The organism is Leifsonia sp. fls2-241-R2A-40a, from assembly GCF_030209575.1.
Classification (GTDB): domain Bacteria; phylum Actinomycetota; class Actinomycetes; order Actinomycetales; family Microbacteriaceae; genus Leifsonia.
Map to the genome: position 1 here is coordinate 1,008,727 of NZ_JARVRS010000001.1, position 13,644 is coordinate 1,022,370.

Consider the following 13,644-nt stretch of genomic DNA (forward strand, 5'->3'; position numbering starts at 1 on the left):
AGTGTTCTCGTGACCGAAGGCGCCACACAAGAATACTGTGCACGCGCCCGCACACGAAATCAGCGGGCGCTCAGCGGCCATCCGGTCTGCGGGTCAGGCTGCGAGGGCGATCGCCCCGGGAGTCTGCGGAGCAGCGGCGACGGCGGCCGGCTGCAGTTCGACGGCGGTCCGGACCTCCCGGTCGTCGTCGCGATCCGCGACCAGGCTGAGCACCTGACCCTCGCCGAATTCGGCGGCGACGCGCGTCAGGAGTTCGCCCTCGCTGACGCCGAGGACGCGGCACAGCGCGGCGAGGATCTCCGACGAGGCCTCCTTGCGTCCGCGTTCGATCTCCGAGAGATAGGGCACCGACACCCGGGACGTCTCCGAGAGCTGGCGCAGCGTCGTACCGCGCTCCGTCCGGATCCGGCGGAGCACTGAGCCGATCGCGTGCCTCAGAAGCATGGGGTCAGCCTATGTCGGATGCGGCGCATCCGCGCCTGCCGTGTTCCGGCGTTCTGCTCTCGGCAGAATGCCCGCGTGGATGCGCGCGATCGCGACACCCCGCGTCGCCTGCCGCCGATGTCGGTGGTCGGGCGCACAATCGTGGGCATGAGAACGTTGGAGATTTGCGAACGGTGCGACGGCACGGGGGCTGACCCCGCTCAGCACTACGAGGAGATCACCATCTGCGTCGAGTGCAACGGTGACGGCTGCCACGTCACCTACTACGCCGAACTCGCGCAGACGGCCTGACCTCCGCCCGCCGCGTGGCGACGCCCGAGCCGCGTGCAGCAGAGGTCGCGCTGCGATTCTGCGACGCCGTGTACCCGGGCGCGACCACGGTGATCCTGGGCGGCAGTTCATCCACCGGACGTCGCACCGCGACCAGCGACATCGACCTCCTGCTGATCGGTCCACCCTCGGCACTGGCGCACGCTGGCGCAGACGGGGCCGAGTCGCCGCGAAGTGAGGCTCGGGTCGCGCATCGCTTCGGGGAACGTTTCGACGCTTTTGCTTACACGGCCGAGGGCTTCCGCGACTGGTCGGAAAGGGATTTCGCCTCGCTGCGTCCCGTCCTCCCCTTCCTCCTCACGGAAGGTCACCCGCTGCGGGTCGGCTCGGAGTACGACGAGTTGTACCGCTGGTCCGCCGATCGACTCGAGCTGGGCCCGCAGCAGACGGCGCACCAGCTGGAGCTGCGGCGCTACGCGATCACCGACCTGATCGACGACCTCATGGATGCGACGGAGCCGCTCGCCGCCGCAGCGATCCGCGCTGACCTCTTCCGCGACCTCGCACAGCTCGCCCTCCTCGCCTCCAACTCATGGCTGGGAAGCGGCAAATGGCTGGCGCGGCGCTTGAGCGCGGCCGATCCACTCAGCGCTGAGGCGCTGCGCGAGTTCGCGCGGACGCCGGACCAGACGGAAGCCGCCGAACGCGCATCCCGCCTGCTCGACCGGCTCGGCGGCCGGGTCGACGGTGACCTGGTCCGCTGAGCGAAGCCCCGTGTCGCGCTCAGGCCGCGATCTTCGCCGCGGCCAGGTCGTCGAACAAGTCGGTGTTGAACTGGAAGGCCAGCGCAACCTCGCCGATCACGCGGTCGCGCTCCTCCTCCGTCCACTGCACGGCATCCAGTTGCGACCGGTAGGTGTCCTTGAACAGCTTCGGCTTCGCGATGTCGGCGAACAGGTAGAAGCCCACGCCGTTGGTCTCGAAGCCGTACTGCCGCTGGAGCAGCGTACGGATGATCTGGCCGCCGGAGAGGTCGCCGAGGTAGCGGGTGTAGTGGTGCGCGATGAATCCGCCCGGCCACTCCCGGCCGACCTCGCGGATGCGGGCCGTGTAGCGGACGGTCGACGGAAGCGGGGCGATCCGGTCGCGCCAGCTCTCGCCCAGGAGGAACTCGAGGTCGGTCTCGATGGCCGGCAGACGCGTGAGCTTCGGACTGATGAACAGGGCGGCGACGGGATCGTCGCCCATGCGCACCGCCGCCTCTTCGAGCGCCTCGTAGATGAAGTAGTGCTGCGAGAGGAGCGAGATGTAATCGTCGCGGCAGCCCTTGCCGCTCATCAGGTCCTGCATGAAGACCGCGCCCTCGCTCTCCGAGTGCACGGCTCGCGTACGTTCACGCAGCGCTTCGGAGAAAGGGATCGGTTCAGCCATCGGGTCTCCTGACTTAGGGGAGGCTTACCTCAGCCTTTCGCATCCCCCGCCTGCCGTCAAGGCGGCCTGGTGGCTGCTGGCTGCGGCCCTACGTCAGGGCAGGAACCGAGAACGGCGGCTCCGTCACGCCGTCGAGGTGATGCGCGTCTGCGGGATCCGACCCGATCGCGACCTGCCGGTTCATCGAGTCGACATGGAGGACGGAAGGCCGGAATGCCCTAGCCTCCGCGTCTGCGAGCATCGCGTACGTGACGATGATGACCAGGTCGCCGACGCCTGCCAGGTGAGCTGCGGCACCGTTCACGCCGATCACCCCGCTCCCCCGTTCACCCTCGATCACGTAGGTCTCGAACCGGGCGCCATTGTTGATGTTGAGCACCGCGACCTGTTCGCCGGGGAGCATATCGGCTGCGTCCATCAAGTCGCGGTCGACGGTGAGGGAGCCCACATAGTGCAGGTCCGCATGGGAGACAGTCGCCCGGTGGATCTTGGACTTGAGCATCGTTCGAATCATCGTCTACTCCTCGCAGCTGAGGCTGATCGGTGGCCCCGGTGTGTCCGGCGTCTTGCCGCATAGCATATAAGTGAGTGATCCTCAGTGTCTCCCCACCTTCGGGGCACAATTCGGGCGCCGCAGACTATTATTCGGCAACCGGCTCAGGATGGAGGACTCGCCATGGCCGACTGGAGCGCGGGATCGGTGTCACCCGGTCCCGACGGACGGCTGCGCTGTCACTGGGCCTCGGAGAACGCCGGCGACGCGCAGCTGCTCCGCTATCACGACGAGGAGTGGGGTACACCCACACGCGACGACGCGCCCGTGTTCGAGGCCCTCTCGCTCGGGGTGTTCCAGGCAGGGCTCAACTGGCTGACCATCCTGCACAAGCGGGATGCGTTTCGCCGGGCCTTCCACGGCTTCGAGCCGTCCCGCATCGCAGCGATGAGCGAGGCGGAGGTGGACGCCCTCTTCGAGGACGCGGCGATCATCCGCAACCGGGCGAAGATCCTGGCGACCGTCCGCAACGCCCGGACGATGCTTGCGACTGCAGACGGTCTGGCGGCCTCCGCCCACGCGTTCGCGCCGAAGGAGCGCATCCGGCCGCGCCGCGGATCCGACGTCGCCGCATCCACGCCCGAGTCCACGGCGCTCAGCGCGCGCCTCAAGGCGGACGGCTACGCCTTCGTGGGACCCACCAGCACCTACACGTTCATGCAATCGATCGGCGTGGTGAACGACCACATCGCCGGGTGCTACCGCGGCGACGAAATCGACGGGACCTCCACCGGATAGGACTGTCATCGCGCCTTATCGTGTGCGCAATCGCCACGAAACACGCGGCTCGTAGCGTGGTGACCATGATCCTGGCCACCTTGCTCGCCGTCGCCAGCGTGGTGCTGCTCGCCGTCGCCGGGATCGCGCACCTGGCGCTCTTCCCCTACGCGACCGAGAAGACGGTCGTCCGGTGGCTCCTCCCGGTCATGGCCGTTCCTGTCGCCGGCCCGCTCGCGTGGTTCGTCTTCGCCCTCGCCACGACCGTCCGCGTCCGGTGGGCCATCGGCCGGATGACCCGGCTCACGGGCATCCCCCCGGTGCAGCAGCGGTAATCGCCGTAGAATCGTTCGACACCAGTACCGTCTCAAGCTAGTGGAGCGATTAACGTGGCAGACTCCTCGTTCGACGTCGTCAGCAAGGTCGACAAGATGGAGGCGGACAACGCCGTCAACCAGGCCCGCAAAGAGGTCGACCAGCGCTACGACTTCAAGAATGTCGGCGCATCCGTCGAGTGGAGCGGCGAGAAGGTCCTCCTCAAGGCCAACACCGAGGAGCGCGTGAAGGCCGTCCTCGAGGTCCTCGAGTCGAAGTTCATCAAGCGCGGCATCACCCTGAAGTCCCTCGATGAGGGCAAGCCCTACGCCTCCGGCAAGGAGTTCCGGCTCGAGGTGGGCCTGAAGGACGGCATCGAGCAGGACGCCGCAAAGAAGATCTCGAAACTGATCCGCGACGAGGCGCCCAAGAGCGTCAAGGCCCAGATCCAGGGCGACGAGCTCCGCGTCAGCTCCAAGAGCCGCGACGACCTCCAGGCCACGATGGCGCTGCTGAAGGGTGCCGACCTGGACGTCGCCCTGCAGTTCGTCAACCTGCGCTGAGGTAGCCCCGCATCCACCGCGTGATTGCGGCGTAGGCCGCCTGCCGCACCGGCGGCCGGGACAGGAAGACGTCGTGGAGCGCATCCTCGACCCACGAGACGGTGACCGTCGGCGCGAGTTCGAGGGCACGCTGCGCGATATCGCGGACGACGAGCACGACGTCCGAACGGAGCATGTCCGGCGTCCAGTACGGCAGCAGCGTTGAGCGTGCGGACAGCAGGGTGAGCACCGGCGCATCGATGTGGAGGCCCGCCGCCACGCGGGCGTGCCCCGCGAGGATCGCGGTCAGCCACGCCGGGTGGACGGTGAAGCCGCGCACCGGACGCCAGGCCAGGTCGTAGTCCCATTCGCCGTCCATCGTCCGGGAGACGGTGCGCGTGTAGAAGCCGAGGTCGACGTTCGGCATCGCCGCTTTGGGGTCGAGCCGCGCCCGGAGGTCCACGAGCGGGGTCAGCGCGGCTCGCCCGACCGAGCGTGCCTGGAACTCCAGCCACGGGCTGTTGAGCACCAGTGCGTCCACCCGCCCGGGATGCCGGTCCGCCCACAGGCTGAGCGTCAGGCCGCCGGTCGAATGGCCCAGCAGGATGAGGCGCCGGCCGTCCGCGCGGGAGGTGCCCTCACCGTGACCGATCGCCGTCAGTGCCGCTTCGATGTCCTCGTCATACACGGCGAGGTCGTTGACGAAGCCCGGCGTCTGGCCCTTTCGGAGGCTGCGCCCGTACTTCCGCAGATCGAGCGCGTGGAAGCGAGCCCCCTGGTCGTGCCAGAAGCGGGCCAGCTCCGTCTGGAAGAAGTAGTCCGACCAGCCGTGCACGTAAAGGACGTCGGCGTCGGCCGCCGGTCCGCGGTGCAAGTGCAGGTGCGGCGGAGGAGAGAAGCGGACGAGGGTCGCGACGACGTCGCCCTCTGCGTCGGGGCTCATCGGCAGCGTCAACTGCTCGAAGGGCTCGCCGAGGACGTCCGTCCGCCACTCTCCCCTGTTCGCCATGTCCCCCGGACCGCTTAGTCGGCGGCCGGCCCGCTGGCCACGGATTCAGGGTTCGACACCCGCACCATCTCGTCCCGCGGGACCACCTTGACGCGAGCGCGCCCGCGCTCGGAGCCGAGGGCCTGCTCGTGGGCGTCGAGGTTGTGCCAGCCGTCGAGTGTCGTGAACTCCACACCCCGCTCGCGCAGGAGGTTCTCCACAGATTGCTCGTCGGGGTCTGCGGGAGACCACCAGTTTCCCTGATCGTTGATCACATGCTTGATCGTTTCCATGGCGTCCGACTTCGTGTGACCGATGAGTCCGACCGGACCGCGCTTGATCCACCCTGTCGCGTACACGCCGTACATGCGCTCGTTGTCGCCCTTGCGCAGCACCTGGCCCTCATGGTTCGGGATCACACCGTGCTTGCGGTCGAAGGGGATGCCCGGGAGCGGCGACCCGAAGTAACCGACGGCGCGGTACAGCGCGTCGATCTCGAGCTCGCGGATCTCGCCGGTACCGCGCACGCCGCCCTCGCCGTCCGGAGCGGTGCGCTCATAACGGAAGGCGCGCACGTTGCCGTTCTCGTCGCCCACGACCTCCAGCGGCTTCGCGTAGAAGTGGAGGTGCAACCGGCGCGAGGCGTTTCCGACCTCCCGCTGCCGCCACTGCTGCAGCACGCGATCGATCACCATCACCTGCTTGTTGCTGGCGACCGCCGCCTTCGACTGCTCGTCGTAGTCGAAGTCCTCGTCGTACAAGATCATGTCGACGTCGCGCAGCTCGCCGAGTTCGCGCAGCTCGAGCGGAGTGAACTTCACCTGAGCCGGGCCGCGACGGCCGAAGACGTGCACGTCGGTGACCGGCGACGCCTTCAGGCCCTCGTAGACGTTGTCCGGGATCTCGGTCGGAAGGAGGTCGTCGGCGTGCTTCGCGAGCATGCGGGAGACGTCGAGCGCGACGTTGCCGTTGCCGATGACGGCGACGGACTTGGCCTCCAGCGGCCAGGTGCGCGGGACATCCGGGTGTCCGTCGAACCAGCTGACGAAGTCGGCCGCGCCGTAGGAGCCCTTCAGTTCGATGCCGGGGATCTCGAGGTCGGCGTCGCGCACCGCGCCGGTGGAGAAGATGACCGCGTTGTAGTGACGCTTCAGGTCCTCGAGCGTGATGTCACGGCCGTACTCCACGTTGCCGAAGATCCGGATGTCGCCACGGTCGAGCACATCGCGCAGCGCCGTGATGATCCCCTTGATGCGCGGGTGGTCGGGCGCCACGCCGTAGCGGACGAGGCCGTACGGGGCGGGCAGCTGCTCGAACAGGTCGATCGACACGTCGAAGGCGCGCTCGGCCTTCAAGAGGATGTCGGCGGCGTAGATGCCCGCCGGTCCGGCGCCGACGATGGCCAGTCGGAGTTTGGTCATGCGTTGCTTCCTTCTGAGGTTGCTCGTCGCTCAGCTCGAGCGCTCGACGATCGTGTCCGCGAAACGGACAAGAGCCTTCTTCACCGGGCCGTCCGGCAGGGGTGCCAGCGCCTCCACGGCTTCACGCGCCCAGCGGTGCGCCTCCTCCAGCGTCTGACGCGTCACTTCGTGCTCGCGCAGCGCAGCAATGGCGTCCATGGCGGCGGGAGTCACCTCGCCGTCCTCGGCCGAACCCATCACGTCGCGCTCGAGGCGCTCGAGCAGCTCCGCGGCGTCCGGCTCGGTGGCCGCGCGTTCGCGCAGGCGCAGGACGGGCAGGGTGGCGACGCCCGCACGCAGGTCGTTGCCCGGAGTCTTCCCCGTCTCGGACACGCCCTGGGACGAGAGATCGATGACATCGTCGATGAGCTGGAAGGCGACGCCGATCTTCTCACCGAAGACGACGACGGGCTCCTCGTACTCCGTGGGCGAGTTCGAAAAGACGACGCCCATCTGGGCGGCGACGGCGATGAGCGAACCGGTCTTGTCCTTGAGCACGCCGATGTAGTGCTCCACCGGGTCCTCGCCGTCCTGCGGGCCGATGGTCTCGTGCAGCTGCCCCAGGCAGAGCCGTTCGAACGTATCGGCCTGCAATTGGATGGCGCGCTCGCCCAGCGCCGAGACCAGTTTGCTGGCACGGGCGAAGAGCAGGTCTCCAGTAAGCACGGCCACGGAGTTGCCCCAGACGAATTGTGCGCTGGGGACGCCGCGGCGCATCTGCGAGTCGTCCATGACGTCGTCGTGGTACAGCGAAGCGAGGTGCGTGATCTCGACGGCTTCCGCCGCCTGGATGACGTCGGCGTTGGTGCCGGTCCCCAGTTGCGCGGCCAGCAGGGTCAGCATCGGCCGGACGCGCTTGCCGCCGGCCTCGAGCAGGTAGCGGGCGGTGACGTCGGCCAGGTTGTCGGCGAAGCGCATCTCACGATGCAGACCCTCCTCGACCTGCGCCAGCCCGGCATCGACGGCGTTCGCGAGCTCGCGGTCCTCGCCGCGGATGAAGATCCGCTCGGTGAAGCCGAGTTGGCCGGTCAGCGACTGGCGTCGCACGGCCGGGACACTTCGTGGCACTACTCCCCCTCGGGCGGGACGGTCGACGCAGGATCTTCGGAACGGGCGGGCCCGGTGGATGCCGAGCCGGTGGACTCCGGGGCGGCCTTCGGCGGGGCGGCCTTCGGCTTCCGCGGCGTGGACGACGCGGGCTTGGGCTTCGCGGTGGCCGGCGTCTTCGCACGCGCGGAGGCAGCGGGCTTCGGCGCGGTCGCGGACGGCGCCTTGGGGCTTGCGGCTTTTGTCGTCTTCGGCTTCGCGGCAGGCGACGAGGACGCCGCTTCGGCGGCCGGCGCCGGGGCCGGCGCCGGGGCCGGGGAAACGGGCAGCTCTGCAGGCAGCGGCTTGAAACCGCGGTGGAGCGCGACGATTCCGGCCGTGAGGTTGCGGTACGCGACCCGCTCGAAGCCGGCCTCGCGCATCCACTCGGCCAGAGCGCGCTGGTCCGGCCACGCCTGGATGGACTCCATCAGGTACTCGTACGCAGCCGGGTTGGAGCTCGCCACGCGTGCGAGCACGGGCATCCCGTACTTGAGATATGCGGCGTACCCGGCGCGAACGGGAGCGAGGGGCGGCTGCGAGAACTCGCACACGACGACCCTGCCGCCGGGCTTGACCACCCGGAAGAATTCGGCGAGCGCCTTCTTCGGGTCGACGATGTTCCTCAGGCCGAACGAGATCGTCACCGCGTCGAACGAATCGTCGTCGAAGGGAAGCGCCGTCGCGTCCGCCTGCACGAACCGGATGAAGGGGTTGCCGGCCTGTCGCTCGCGACCCACGTCGATCATCCCGGCGGAGAAGTCCGCCGCGACGACGGACGCGCCGTTGCGGGCCAGCGACGCGCTGGAGGTGCCGGTGCCCGCCGCGACATCGAGGATCGACTCGCCGACCTGGGGGTCGACGGCGCGCGTCGTCGCCACACGCCAGAGCGCCGCGTTGCCGACGGACAGGACGGCGTTGGTCCGGTCGTAGCGCGTCGACACCTGGTCGAACATGGCGGCGACCTGGGCGGGCTGCTTGCTGAGGTCGGCCTTACTCACCCCACCAGCTTAGGCTGCGGCGTCTGCGAGGCGCATTTCCGCCCCCGGATGCACGCCGAACGGTCAGCCATCGGGTTGGTCAGAACCGCTGACCCAGCGCTTTCGCGCGCAGCGCGTCGAACTCGCCCTGACTGATCACGCCACGATCGAGCAGACTCTGCGCCTGCTCGATGTCCGAGGCCGGCGTTGCCGACCCCGTCGGATGCTGACCCCAACTGTCGTCCTCCGGCACCGTCTGATTCCTCGCCAGGTTGCGCTCCGCCATCCCGCGGCCCCGCGCGATCAGGTAGATCAGCAAGCCGAGCACCGGGAAGAAGACCAGGAAGATCACCCACAGCGCCTTGGCCCAGCCGTTCAGCGCCGGATCCCGGAACAGGTCCACCAGCACGGTGAACAAGACCATCAGGAACGCGACGAACGCGAAGATGTAGAACGCGAACAGGAAGGCACTCCAGAAGGTGTTCATCTCAGTCCTCTCTCATCGGCCACACCGTAATGGGGTGCGAGAGCCCGTGGCTAGAAGGAACTTCCGGCGCCACCGGGACTACCATGGGCGCTCCCGGGAGGGCGCGATGACGGACATCCGGCTTGCGCGGCGAGGAGGCGACGGTGAACCACGACACGCACTGGACGGCGGATCCCGACGAGCTGCTGAGGGTGGGGCCGGGATTCCGGCTCTCCGAACAGCCCACCGATGGGACCCCCGGCTTCGATGGCGGCAAGAAGGAGGGGCGCAAGGCGCTCTCCCACGGCGCGGACGTCCTCGCCGGACTCCAGGAGAAGCTCTTCGCGTGCGGGCGGCTGGGAGAGTCGCGGTCCATACTCCTGGTGCTGCAGGCCATGGACACGGCAGGCAAGGGCGGGATCGTCTCCCACGTCATCGGCGCGATGAACCCCGGCGGCGTGCACTACGCGGGCTTCGGCAAGCCCACCCCGGAGGAGCTGGCCCACGACTTCCTGTGGCGGGTGTGGCGGGAAGTGCCCGCGGCGGGCCAAGTCGCGGTGTTCGACCGTTCGCATTACGAGGACGTCCTGATCGGCCGGGTCCGGCGCCTCGCCGACCCCGACGAGATCGAGCGGCGCTACGGCGCGATCACCGCGTTCGAGAACGAACTGACGGAGTCGGGGACCGCCGTCATCAAGGTGATGCTGCACCTGGGCAAGGACCAGCAGAAGAGGCGTCTCGCGTCCCGCCTCGAACGTCTCGACAAGCTGTGGAAGTTCAACCCGGCCGATGTCGACGAGCGACTGCTCTGGGACGAGTACCAGGACGCGTACCAGATCGCGCTCGAGCGGACGAACAGCGTCCAGGCACCCTGGTTCGTCGTCCCCGCCGATCACAAGTGGTACGCGCGGGCCGCCGTGCAGGAGCTTCTGATCCGGCAGCTGCAGCGCCTGCAGCTCGAATGGCCCGCGCCGGACTACGACGTGGAGGAGCAGAAGCAGCGCTTGGCGGCCTCCTAGCCGAAGGCCTCCACGATCGGCCGGAACTTCATCGTGGTCTCCGCCAGCTCCCGCTCGGGGTCCGAATCGGCCACGATCCCCGCGCCGGCGTACGCCGTCAGGTCGCCTTCGGCGGTGACCTGGGCGCAGCGGAGTGCGATCGCCCACTCGCCGTCCCCGTCGCCGCCCACCCAGCCGACCGGCCCTGCGTAACGACCGCGGTCGAACGGCTCGAGCTCGCGGATCAGCGCGAGGGCCTCGTCGCGCGGCGTCCCCGCGACGGCGGCGGTCGGATGCAGGGATGCGGCCAGATCGAGCGAACTCGACCCGTCGCTGAGCAACCCCGCGATGTCCGTCGCGAGATGCCACAGGTTCGGGAGCTTCAGCGTGAAGGGCTCGTCGCTGGCGGCGAGGTCTGCGCTGTGCGGGCGGAGCGCATCCATCACGCTGGTCACCGCGAAGCGGTGCTCACCCTGATCCTTCTCGCTGGCCGCCAGCTCGGCGGCGGCCGCCGCATCCAGACGCGCATCGGAACCGCGCGAGATCGTGCCCGCGAGGACCCGTGCGGTCACCGTGCCGTGATGGACGCGGACAAGCGTCTCCGGGGAGGAGCCGACCAGCCCATCCACCGCGAAGGTCCAGCAGTCGGGATAGCCGAGCGCGAGCTCGACGAGGGCGCGCCGGAGGTCGGATTCAAGGGGCAGGTGACCGCGGAGATCGCGGGCGAGCACCACCTTCGACAGGTCGCGCTCGCGGATCCGCTTCACCGCCCCGGCGACAGCCGACCGGTAGCCGTCGGCGTCCATCTCCCCGGGCAGCAGGGTCAGGCGATACTCGTCGCCGAACGGAGTGGGGCGCGGCGCCGTGTCGGATCCCGGCTCGCCTGCTCGGCGGATGCGGGTGATCCAGCTGCGGCTCCCCCGGCGGCCCACCACGATCTCGGGCACGATCAGCGTGCTCGTGGCGGTGCTCTCGTCGTCGAAGGCGAAGGTGCCGAACGCGACCAGGCCGGTTCCCGGCGTCCGCACGGCGTCGTCCACGACAGCGGCCTCAGCGGTCGCGCGCCAGGCGGCCGACGCCTGCTCGATGCGGTCCGGGCCCGTGAACTCCAGCCGGAGGACCTCGCCGAGGCCGGCCATCCCCTCGCCTTTGCGCAGCCAGAGCAGGGGCGTGCGGGAGTCGAGGAAGGGGATGAGCTGGCGGACGTCATCGAGGGGTGCGGTCTCGGCCTCGAGGACCGTCACGCCAGTCTCCCGCCGAGCGGTGGGGGCTGATCTCACGGGTCCAGCCTACGCCCGCGACGCTGTGCTCCCGTTGGGCGGCGGGTGAGCACCTGCTGGGATGATCCGGGCCGTTAACAGCGTCATTGCGCGCTTTCGACACTCTGCGTATCACCCCCGTCACCCTTGCACCCGGGATGTAACATTCATTTATGCCCGTTCCCGTGACCGGAGCCGCCAGCCCGCGGCGCCTCATCCGAGACGAAGTCTTCCTGCGCCTGCTCGATGCGATCGTCGACGGCGACCTCCTCCCCGGAGAGCAGCTGTACGACGCGGAGATCGAGCGCTGGGTCGGAGTCTCGCGCACGCCCGTCCGGGAGGCGCTCAACCAGCTGGCGGCGATGGGCCTGGTCGAGATCCTGCCGCAGCGACGGACGCGTGTCACCCCGATCGAACCGGAACGGCTGCGCGCCTTGATCACGACGGTCGGCGTGCTCGTCTCCGGCGTCGTGCGCGACGCGACTCCCCTGCTGACCGACGTCGACCGCGAAGCGCTGAAGCGCGCTGATGGGGACGACGCGGCGTCGATCGTCCGCACCGGTCTCTCCTCGGACGGTTTCCTCGGCGTCTTCGTGCGGAGGCTCGACAACGCCACCGTCGCCCGCCTGCTCAAGCGCCACCTGCCCGAGGTGCAGCGCGCCCTGAAGGCATCCGCATCCGACGCGTCGCTGGCGAAGGCGGTCCCGCTCAAGGGCTCCCTGATCGACGCAGCTGTCGCCGGGAAGGCGGACAAGGCGGCCCGTGCCGCCGCCGACCTGTTCGAGAAGGCGCTCGTCACGATCGCCGACGGCTTCGCCACGCCCGAGAAAGGTACCCGCTGATGCCATTGCCCGTGAGCGATACCGCCCCGGTCGAGCGCCGGCTGCTGCGCGACGTCGTCTACAACCGCCTGTACGACGGGATCCTCGACGGCACGCTCGAGCCCGGGGAGACGCTACTCGATGAGAAGCTGACCGCGTGGCTCGGCGTCTCGCGCACCCCGATCCGCGAGGCGTTGATGAAGCTCGCCGACATCGGCCTGGTCGAAATGGCACCGAACCGCTACACGCGCGTGGCGCCGATCGACCTGAAGGCGATCGACGAGGCCATCTACACGACCGGCCTGCTCCACGAGTACGCAGCGCGCGCCTTCGTCCCGTCCCTGGACAACGCGGCGGTGGCGCGGCTCGACAAGGCGCAGAAGCAGGTCAAGAAGAGCGCGAAGGCGCGTGACCTGCCCGCGCTGGGCCACGCCTTCAACGACTTCTTCCTCGAACTCGCGCGCGCCGGAGGCAACGACGTGCTCGTGAGCGTCAGCGAAGGCCTCAGCCCGCAACTGCTCCGCTACATCTCGGTCTGGAAGACGCCGTTCGGCATCGACGACCTCCCCGGCGCACTTGCCGGCGTGGTCGCGGCCGCGAAGGAGCGAGACGGGGCAACGGCCGGCGACCTCGTGAAGGCGCTGTACGCGGGCACCCTGACGCAGTTCCTCGACGACTACCGCCGGAACGACGCCGACATCGCCCAGGCGCCCGTCTTCTGACGCTCCGTCTGACCTCGCTGTTCGGGCCGCTCAGACCTCGAAGTCGACGGCGGCGCGCGCGCCGACCACCGAACGGATGAACGCCGCCACCTCGAGGTGCGCGGGGTGCTGCTGATACACCTGGATGTCCTCCAGGCTGTCGAAATCGCTGATCAGCACCACGTCGAAGTCGTCGCCCGGCACGACGGTGACGCCCACCTCGAGGCTGCGCAGCTGCGGGATCACGGCGGGAAGCGACTCCAGCCCGCTCTTGATGCGCGCGGCCTGCTCGGCCCGTTCCGACTCGTCGGCGGTCGCGAGCTTCCACGAGACGACGTGGCGGATGGTCATACGGCCTCCAGGAGTGCGGTGCGCAGGCGGCCCGGATCGACGCGCCAGTAGGTGTGGACGCGCCCAGCGATGAGCACGACCGGGATCTCCTCGACGTACTTGTCGTGAAGCTCCGGCTCCTGCAGGATGTCGCGCTCATCCACGGCCACGGTCGGAGCACCGTCCGGCAACTCCGCGATCACCGAGTGGATGACGTCCCTCGCGTCATCGCAGAGGTGACAGCCCGGCTTGCCGATCAGAGTGAGGGAGACGGTGGACACGC

Annotated in this window: 19 protein-coding genes; 8 read left to right on the forward strand and 11 right to left on the reverse strand. The window is 68.9% G+C overall.

Annotated features, from left to right (window positions below):
* Positions 1-93: 93 nt before the first annotated feature.
* Positions 94-444 (reverse strand): helix-turn-helix domain-containing protein, encoded by a 351-nt coding sequence (locus QRN40_RS04995; RefSeq protein ID WP_285114397.1) that lies wholly within the window; start codon positions 442-444, stop codon positions 94-96.
* Between the two features lie 75 nt (positions 445-519).
* Here QRN40_RS04995 and QRN40_RS05000 point away from each other — a divergent pair, with 75 nt between their 5' ends.
* Together QRN40_RS05000 and QRN40_RS05005 are read left to right on the forward strand one after the other, a co-directional pair.
* Positions 520-735, forward strand: coding sequence for a hypothetical protein (locus QRN40_RS05000; RefSeq protein WP_285114398.1), 216 nt, complete (start codon positions 520-522; stop codon positions 733-735).
* A 14-nt stretch (positions 736-749) separates the two neighbouring features.
* Positions 750-1,478, forward strand: a complete 729-nt coding sequence (locus QRN40_RS05005; protein ID WP_285114399.1) for a nucleotidyltransferase domain-containing protein — start codon at positions 750-752, stop codon at positions 1,476-1,478.
* A 19-nt stretch (positions 1,479-1,497) separates the two neighbouring features.
* Here the strand turns inward: QRN40_RS05005 and QRN40_RS05010 are convergent, their stop codons facing one another.
* Together QRN40_RS05010 and panD are read right to left on the reverse strand one after the other, a co-directional pair.
* On the reverse strand, positions 1,498-2,145 hold the full coding sequence (locus QRN40_RS05010) for a biliverdin-producing heme oxygenase (protein WP_285114400.1): 648 nt from the start codon (positions 2,143-2,145) through the stop codon (positions 1,498-1,500).
* A gap of 88 nt (positions 2,146-2,233) precedes the next feature.
* Positions 2,234-2,659 carry an aspartate 1-decarboxylase gene (gene panD / locus QRN40_RS05015; protein WP_285114402.1) on the reverse strand — a complete coding sequence of 142 codons (426 nt, stop codon included), beginning with the start codon at positions 2,657-2,659 and terminating at the stop codon, positions 2,234-2,236.
* Positions 2,660-2,821: 162 nt separating this feature from the next.
* Here panD and QRN40_RS05020 point away from each other — a divergent pair, with 162 nt between their 5' ends.
* From QRN40_RS05020 to QRN40_RS05030, 3 genes are all read left to right on the forward strand, one after another.
* Positions 2,822-3,436, forward strand: a complete 615-nt coding sequence (locus tag QRN40_RS05020) for a DNA-3-methyladenine glycosylase I (RefSeq protein WP_285114405.1) — start codon at positions 2,822-2,824, stop codon at positions 3,434-3,436.
* 65 nt (positions 3,437-3,501) lie between these two features.
* Positions 3,502-3,750, forward strand: a complete 249-nt coding sequence (locus tag QRN40_RS05025) for a hypothetical protein (protein ID WP_285114406.1) — start codon at positions 3,502-3,504, stop codon at positions 3,748-3,750.
* 54 nt (positions 3,751-3,804) lie between these two features.
* Positions 3,805-4,293: a YajQ family cyclic di-GMP-binding protein gene (locus tag QRN40_RS05030; RefSeq protein ID WP_285114407.1), complete on the forward strand. Its 489-nt coding sequence runs from the start codon at positions 3,805-3,807 to the stop codon at positions 4,291-4,293.
* On the opposite strand, the gene QRN40_RS05035 is transcribed toward QRN40_RS05030, so the two are convergent.
* The 5 genes from QRN40_RS05035 to QRN40_RS05055 form a co-directional block, all read right to left on the reverse strand.
* Positions 4,280-5,281 carry an alpha/beta hydrolase gene (locus tag QRN40_RS05035; protein ID WP_285114408.1) on the reverse strand — a complete coding sequence of 334 codons (1,002 nt, stop codon included), beginning with the start codon at positions 5,279-5,281 and terminating at the stop codon, positions 4,280-4,282. The genes QRN40_RS05030 and QRN40_RS05035 overlap by 14 nt on opposite strands.
* 14 nt (positions 5,282-5,295) lie before the next feature.
* Positions 5,296-6,681, reverse strand: coding sequence for an FAD-dependent oxidoreductase (locus QRN40_RS05040; protein ID WP_285114410.1), 1,386 nt, complete (start codon positions 6,679-6,681; stop codon positions 5,296-5,298).
* Between the two features lie 30 nt (positions 6,682-6,711).
* Positions 6,712-7,767 carry a polyprenyl synthetase family protein gene (locus tag QRN40_RS05045; protein ID WP_285117442.1) on the reverse strand — a complete coding sequence of 352 codons (1,056 nt, stop codon included), beginning with the start codon at positions 7,765-7,767 and terminating at the stop codon, positions 6,712-6,714.
* 20 nt (positions 7,768-7,787) lie between these two features.
* A complete protein-coding gene (ubiE, locus tag QRN40_RS05050; RefSeq protein ID WP_285114411.1) occupies positions 7,788-8,807 on the reverse strand; it encodes a bifunctional demethylmenaquinone methyltransferase/2-methoxy-6-polyprenyl-1,4-benzoquinol methylase UbiE in 1,020 nt (339 codons plus the stop codon).
* A gap of 79 nt (positions 8,808-8,886) precedes the next feature.
* Positions 8,887-9,273: an SHOCT domain-containing protein gene (locus QRN40_RS05055; protein WP_285114412.1), complete on the reverse strand. Its 387-nt coding sequence runs from the start codon at positions 9,271-9,273 to the stop codon at positions 8,887-8,889.
* 143 nt (positions 9,274-9,416) lie between these two features.
* On the opposite strand from QRN40_RS05055, the gene QRN40_RS05060 reads away from it, so the two are divergent.
* On the forward strand, positions 9,417-10,271 hold the full coding sequence (locus tag QRN40_RS05060) for a PPK2 family polyphosphate kinase (protein WP_285114413.1): 855 nt from the start codon (positions 9,417-9,419) through the stop codon (positions 10,269-10,271).
* Here the strand turns inward: QRN40_RS05060 and QRN40_RS05065 are convergent.
* On the reverse strand, positions 10,268-11,494 hold the full coding sequence (locus QRN40_RS05065; protein ID WP_285114414.1) for an isochorismate synthase: 1,227 nt from the start codon (positions 11,492-11,494) through the stop codon (positions 10,268-10,270). The two genes, QRN40_RS05060 and QRN40_RS05065, sit on opposite strands and share 4 nt — an antisense overlap.
* Positions 11,495-11,682: 188 nt before the next feature.
* Between QRN40_RS05065 and QRN40_RS05070 the strand changes: the two genes are divergently transcribed.
* Positions 11,683-12,351 carry a GntR family transcriptional regulator gene (locus tag QRN40_RS05070; RefSeq protein WP_285114415.1) on the forward strand — a complete coding sequence of 223 codons (669 nt, stop codon included), beginning with the start codon at positions 11,683-11,685 and terminating at the stop codon, positions 12,349-12,351.
* Between the two features lie 11 nt (positions 12,352-12,362).
* Positions 12,363-13,052, forward strand: a complete 690-nt coding sequence (locus QRN40_RS05075) for a GntR family transcriptional regulator (RefSeq protein WP_285114416.1) — start codon at positions 12,363-12,365, stop codon at positions 13,050-13,052.
* Between the two features lie 30 nt (positions 13,053-13,082).
* Here QRN40_RS05075 and QRN40_RS05080 read toward each other — a convergent pair whose 3' ends face one another.
* The gene (locus tag QRN40_RS05080) at positions 13,083-13,382 is read right to left on the reverse strand and encodes a Dabb family protein (RefSeq protein WP_285114417.1); all 300 of its coding nucleotides are present in this window, start codon (positions 13,380-13,382) and stop codon (positions 13,083-13,085) included.
* Complete coding sequence (locus tag QRN40_RS05085; RefSeq protein ID WP_285114418.1) at positions 13,379-13,642, reverse strand: glutaredoxin family protein; 264 nt, start codon at positions 13,640-13,642, stop codon at positions 13,379-13,381. Before QRN40_RS05085 ends, QRN40_RS05080 begins: the two co-directional genes overlap by 4 nt.
* Between the last annotated feature and the right edge of the window lie 2 nt (positions 13,643-13,644).